Origin of the sequence: Nitrosomonas sp. (genome assembly GCF_043753625.1) — a bacterium.
Taxonomy (GTDB): domain Bacteria; phylum Pseudomonadota; class Gammaproteobacteria; order Burkholderiales; family Nitrosomonadaceae; genus Nitrosomonas.
Map to the genome: position 1 here is coordinate 1 of NZ_JAYUWI010000098.1, position 3891 is coordinate 3891.

At 44.9% G+C, this 3891-nt stretch carries 4 protein-coding genes and 1 pseudogene; 1 reads left to right on the plus strand and 4 read right to left on the minus strand.

Features of this window, described 5'->3' with window-relative positions; genetic code table 11:
- A pseudogene (locus tag ACH10T_RS08835) lies at positions 1-608 on the plus strand (IS4 family transposase); the annotation flags it as partial.
- An 18-nt stretch (positions 609-626) separates the two neighbouring features.
- Here ACH10T_RS08835 and ACH10T_RS08840 read toward each other — a convergent pair.
- The 4 genes from ACH10T_RS08840 to ACH10T_RS08855 all read right to left on the minus strand — a co-directional run bounded on the left by ACH10T_RS08840 (position 627) and on the right by ACH10T_RS08855 (position 3723).
- Entirely contained in the window at positions 627-1544 is a 918-nt protein-coding gene (locus ACH10T_RS08840) for a sulfotransferase family protein (protein WP_394808930.1), read from the minus strand.
- A gap of 159 nt (positions 1545-1703) precedes the next feature.
- Positions 1704-2375: a polysaccharide deacetylase family protein gene (locus ACH10T_RS08845; RefSeq protein ID WP_394808931.1), complete on the minus strand. Its 672-nt coding sequence runs from the start codon at positions 2373-2375 to the stop codon at positions 1704-1706.
- A gap of 106 nt (positions 2376-2481) precedes the next feature.
- A complete protein-coding gene (locus ACH10T_RS08850; RefSeq protein WP_394808932.1) occupies positions 2482-3354 on the minus strand; it encodes a sulfotransferase family protein in 873 nt (290 codons plus the stop codon).
- A 174-nt stretch (positions 3355-3528) separates the two neighbouring features.
- Entirely contained in the window at positions 3529-3723 is a 195-nt protein-coding gene (locus ACH10T_RS08855; protein ID WP_394808933.1) for a hypothetical protein, read from the minus strand.
- Positions 3724-3891 lie beyond the last annotated feature (168 nt).

The window sequence follows — 3891 nt, forward strand, 5'->3', positions numbered from 1 at the left end:
CTACGTGATGGATCGGGGCTATCTGGATCTCAGTCGCCTGTTCACGCTGCATCAGTCGGGTGCGTTCTTCGTAACTCGCGCCAAACGAGGAATGAACGCGCACAGGGTATACTCGATGAAGGTCGATCGAAGTACCGGTATCATCTGCGATCAGCGCATCGTGCTCGACGGTTTCTACATCTCGTAGGACTATCCCGAGCAACTGAGGCGCATCCGCCTCAAAGACCCGGAAACCGGCAAGACGTTGGTGTTTCTGACCAACAACACGGCCCTGCCTGCACTGACGATTGCCGCGCTGTACAAAAGCCGCTGGCAAGTCGAGTGGTTCCTCAAGCGGATCAAGTAACATCTGCTGCGTATCAAATGTTTCATCGGCAACAGCGAGAACGCGGTCAAAACGCAAATCTGGTACGCCGTCGCTACTTACATGCTGGTCGCCATTATCAAAAAGGAGCTTCAAATTGATGCCTCGCTCTACACTTTGCTACAGATTTTATCGGTCTCTATTTTTGAGAAAAACCAGTTACAACAAGCCTTACAAGGCGCTGACTACATTCCAGAACAGTGTGGCGCCGATTAATCAACTAAATTTGTTAGCTAGCCAATAGTATAAATAATTCCCACAATCATTCATAAGGTGCAACGAAACCCCAGCGAAGCAAAGTATCGCGCTGCAAAGATAGCACAGACTTTAATTCTGACTCTGACCAGTCTCGGGGCCATGCATCTTGTTTTGGCTCAATATGTAATGACTTTATGATTTCCCAGAACGTTTCATCTGATTTTGCTTTCACTTCCATGAAATCTAGGATGCGCTGCAATTGGCCACATGAGTCTTGCAGCAACTGGTCATAGCGCACCTCCAATAACTGGCTGCTCGGAATTAGAGCAACTTCTTGTTCCAGTGACTGCATTTCCTCAACCCAATTTCTCGCTGCAAGTTCCAAGGGATTAAAACCCGCTGCAACCATCTGCTGTGGCGTCTTGCCCGCCCAGTATAAAATGTGGTCGTTCCACCAAGCGACACGCAGTAAAGAATAAGCAACCGCACGACCATCCCTGACTAGATGGATATACTTTGCATCAGGAAATATTTGTTTGAGAATTGGTATGCGGCGATTGTTCGCAGTACGTTTAGTCAACAATACTTGGCCATGGGACATCTGGCGAATACGTTCAAATCTGTTTTGCAAACACCCAGATGATTGCGGCTGCAGACAATAGTCAACCGTGGGTGTTCGTGGAATTCCACAACTGGCATACACCGATTCAGCCTCTGATGGAGTCGGCACAATAGAATGCAGCCATTTACGCCGTTCATTGAAGTAAGCATTACCTTGTTCCTTGAACCATGACTTACGCTTGAATTCAGGAAACTGATTGAGAATATGATGTAAGTAAGCCAAGGAAGGCCACTTGGGAAAGCGCATTTGGTAGTTGCTCAAATAAGATACACTAGGATGAATAGAGAGTGTCTTATAGAGTAATGTAGTACCGGAACGCCCCGCTCCAAGAAGAAATATTACCCTGCTTATTCTATTCATAATCCCCCCTAAGCCTTGCACCTTAGATCTTTAAACACAGTCTCGTAAAAAAACAGCTGGTAGCAACCGTCAACCAAGAACTACTCCCCCGCCTTTTTTATCACAAGGAAAAGCAAAAATTCTTTCATTAACAATTCTCGCACCACACACGTAGCTAAATTATCTCCACTTTTTCAGTGTCTGACCCACTATATAGCGTGCATCAGAAATTGGTGGCATATCATTGGTTGCAAATTTTAATTTCAAGCGAAACTGCCAAGGCGCATCACTCCCCTTAATTTCTGAACGGCGCAAAATGTATGGGTCTATCCCTTTATGATTGCGCCCCGATATGGTCGAACAAGCACCTGTATAGCCAGCTTCTATAACCGCATCCCGTACCGGTAGGTTCCAGCTTCCAAAGGGATATGCGAAATGAGGCACTTCTTGACCAAGTACATCTTCCAATGCCGCCTTACTGTCCTGAAGTTCTTTAGCTACGACAGAATTCTTGGTTTTCCCAAGCCATAAGTGGTTAACAGTATGACTGCCAATATCCACACCAGATCCAGCCAAAGTACGAATCTCATAGGCAGTAAGCATGCGCCTGCGTGGAAATCCAAAAACATCAGTAAATTCGTTAAACCCACCTACCCGCCCGGTTACAACAAAAACCGAAGCCGGGTAATCAAATTCCTGCAGTATCGGCAAAGCGTTTTCATATGCGCATGCTATACCATCATCAAATGTTATCGCCACAGCCTTATCTGGAAGCTCGATTCTACCTGCTATCCCATCCAGCACTCTCGCAAAAGAAAGGACATGGTAGCCAGCTTCCCGAATTTGCTCCATATCCTTCCGGAACTTATCTGGCGTTCGACAAAACCGAGCCTCAGCAGCATTCTCTGGAGTCGCAATTACATGGTACATAAGCATCGTCACTGACATAAGATCCCCCTCAACTTGATCTATCACACAGCGCTACCCAGCTTGGCCACGGCAAATCTTTCCGTTCGAGTTGATGTGCCAATTCACGCATATCATCAGCCAGTATATCTTGCAAGCATATCTTCGTGTCCTCGCGCATGGGTGGAATCACTTGCCGTAGCTCAATCTGATTATAGTTGCGGCGCAAACGCCCAACCAAGTCATTTTTTCTAACTGCCACCACTACTCCACCAATCCCTATGGATCGACCCAGTTTTCCTAAGTATTTAAGAAAGTGGTCCGCCTCAGCATTTTTGATAATTCGGCTTTCATTCACTTTTTTTTCCAGAAACCAAGATTGATGATCTTCGGCCACACCCAAAAAACGATACAAATTCCTTGCTTGCGTGAAGGGGTCATCACGAATTTCCTCCTGAAAAATTACTAATATTTGATCTCTCGGAAATATTGCTAACCAGCGAGCGAGATGCTTTCCGTAGTACGATTGCTCAAGGTACATGGGATTATTCGTTAGCCCGTTCTCAAATTCAAGATTCTGACCAGTCAAATGGCATAATTTAATTTCATTTAAATGATTGGAGTAAGCTCTTTCAATCGGGTCGCGAAGAGAAAGTACGACTCGCATATTTGGATTATAGAGAAATACGCGGCTAGGGGTATCACTATCAGTAAAATATGAAGTGGATACCTCGCCTCGCGTTCTCACAGAATCAACACCACTCAATTGCCTTTCATACCATTGATAACCGCGATTATAATAATCTGAGAAATAATCAATCTCTTTTCCTGGATAAACTCCAACTTCTGGGTGATCAGATAGAACACCATGTACCCAGGTAGATGCGCACTTTTGTGCTCCAATACCAATGAAATCCGCCTTCATCTATATATAGCCCAGTATAATAATTTTTACAGTTCTTCTTTTGGCTTACCCTGATTCTTTACCCACTACCCCCAGTCCACTCTTTCTTCTACAGTTACAACATGATAGCCATCCCCTAAGAACTCTCACCATTTCGCAGATCTCGTTTCAAATCTGACCTTTTCTTAATCAATTCTAGTGATATGATGCTTTTGAACACCTTAACAATCTGTCCTGGAGCAATTCTCGTATGCCGTACAAAATGTATAACTGGTCATTGTCGCAACCTATCTGCTCAAACTCAATGTCGTATGGCTTTGCTATCTCTTTCGACATCTTCATAATGAGTTTCACAACCGCCCCAACTAACAATCCGAGTCTGTACTTCACTGAAGATACAATGTGATAATAATGTATCTGCCACAAGCAGTAACTTGCCTTCTCTACGGCATCCAGTTAAATTACCTCCGGCAGAGCCGGAGGCTTATAGCTGGAGCCCCTCGAAGGGGCTGTTTGTGAGCCGCTAAAGCGGCATCTACATATCCAATTTCAACTGAT

Coding starts and splice junctions, on each gene's coding strand:
- ACH10T_RS08840 (WP_394808930.1), bottom strand. CDS start 1,544: ATGAATAGAATAAGCAGGGTAATATTTCTTCTTGGAGCGGGGCGTTCC.
- ACH10T_RS08845 (WP_394808931.1), bottom strand. CDS start 2,375: ATGGAGCAAATTCGGGAAGCTGGCTACCATGTCCTTTCTTTTGCGAGA.
- ACH10T_RS08850 (WP_394808932.1), bottom strand. CDS start 3,354: ATGAAGGCGGATTTCATTGGTATTGGAGCACAAAAGTGCGCATCTACC.